Consider the following 1,003-nt stretch of genomic DNA (forward strand, 5'->3'; position numbering starts at 1 on the left):
ACCCAGCATGTTGAGTACCGGCCTATTGCCTAGCCAAAATCCCTCCAGCCAGACTCCAGCCAGGCTGCCCTCCAGTGCTCATTATGTCGGTCGCGCGCCGAAAATATCCATGACGTCAGCGCTCGGAGCCGCGCAGGTTTGGATAGTTCTTCCAGCGGCCGCCGGCGTTGCTCTCGTGGATGTCCATGACCTGGTAGCTGTAGCCGAGGGCCTCAGCCACGAGCGCTGGCGGCATCTGCAATACGAGCTCCTGCATCGTCGTGTTCTTGGCGCCGCGCAGGTCAACTCCGAGTCCGCGTAGTCGAATCATCACTGATTGCGCGCTCGCATGCTCACCGGGGTTCATTCCGGGGAAGAGCCAGTCTGACTGAGCGTTGGCTGCGGTGTTCATGTTTGGCCTTGCGGCCATATGGATGCGGAAGAGCGCTCCGAAGGGCTCCGGAACTTCGACGGGTTCACGGGTAAATGCGAGTCTGAGCGGCTCGTTTGGTGCGTCGATGACCTCGCTCATTTTCATTGCGACCGCTCGAGTGAGCGGTTGGCCAAAGACCAAGAGCAGCGTCATCGCAACGCGGTCGTGGGGACTGATACTGGGGTCGTCTATCGCTCGTCGCAGTAGCTCAAGGCGTTCTTCTTGGGCAATGCGGGGCAGTGTTTTGGCCACCCTGTAGGGGAAGTTGAGCTTTGGCATGTGGTTGCTTGAAATAGCCCACCTGACGAATGTCCTGGCAAGGCTTCGAGTTGTGGGACCGGAGGTAAGCCAGGAGTCGACGTCGGCTTGCAAGCACTCATGTGGTGGCCGTCCCATGGTTCGGAGAAAGCTCAGGAACTCGATTGCCATCGTCGTCGACTGTCGTGCGCTGAGTAGTGTCCCGGTCTTGAGCTCACCTTTGCTCGCAAGGTGACGCATCCGGTTGAGGTGGACGAATCGGGCGTACTGGGTGATGAGTTGACGGTCACGGAGTTCCTGAATTCCTTCCAACTTCAGCGTTAGCCAATCTTC

General features: G+C 58.8%; 1 protein-coding gene. It reads right to left on the reverse strand.

Annotation, left to right across the window (positions count from 1 at the left end; translation table 11 throughout):
- Positions 1 to 115: 115 nt before the first annotated feature.
- Positions 116 to 565 carry a hypothetical protein gene (locus CXY71_RS20460; protein ID WP_146072679.1) on the reverse strand — a complete coding sequence of 150 codons (450 nt, stop codon included), beginning with the start codon at positions 563 to 565 and terminating at the stop codon, positions 116 to 118.
- Between the last annotated feature and the right edge of the window lie 438 nt (positions 566 to 1,003).

The sequence above is a fragment of the Cryobacterium sp. Y62 genome, assembly GCF_002929785.1.
In the GTDB taxonomy this organism is placed as follows: domain Bacteria; phylum Actinomycetota; class Actinomycetes; order Actinomycetales; family Microbacteriaceae; genus Cryobacterium.

Coding starts and splice junctions, on each gene's coding strand:
- CXY71_RS20460 (WP_146072679.1), bottom strand. CDS start 565: ATGACGCTGCTCTTGGTCTTTGGCCAACCGCTCACTCGAGCGGTCGCA.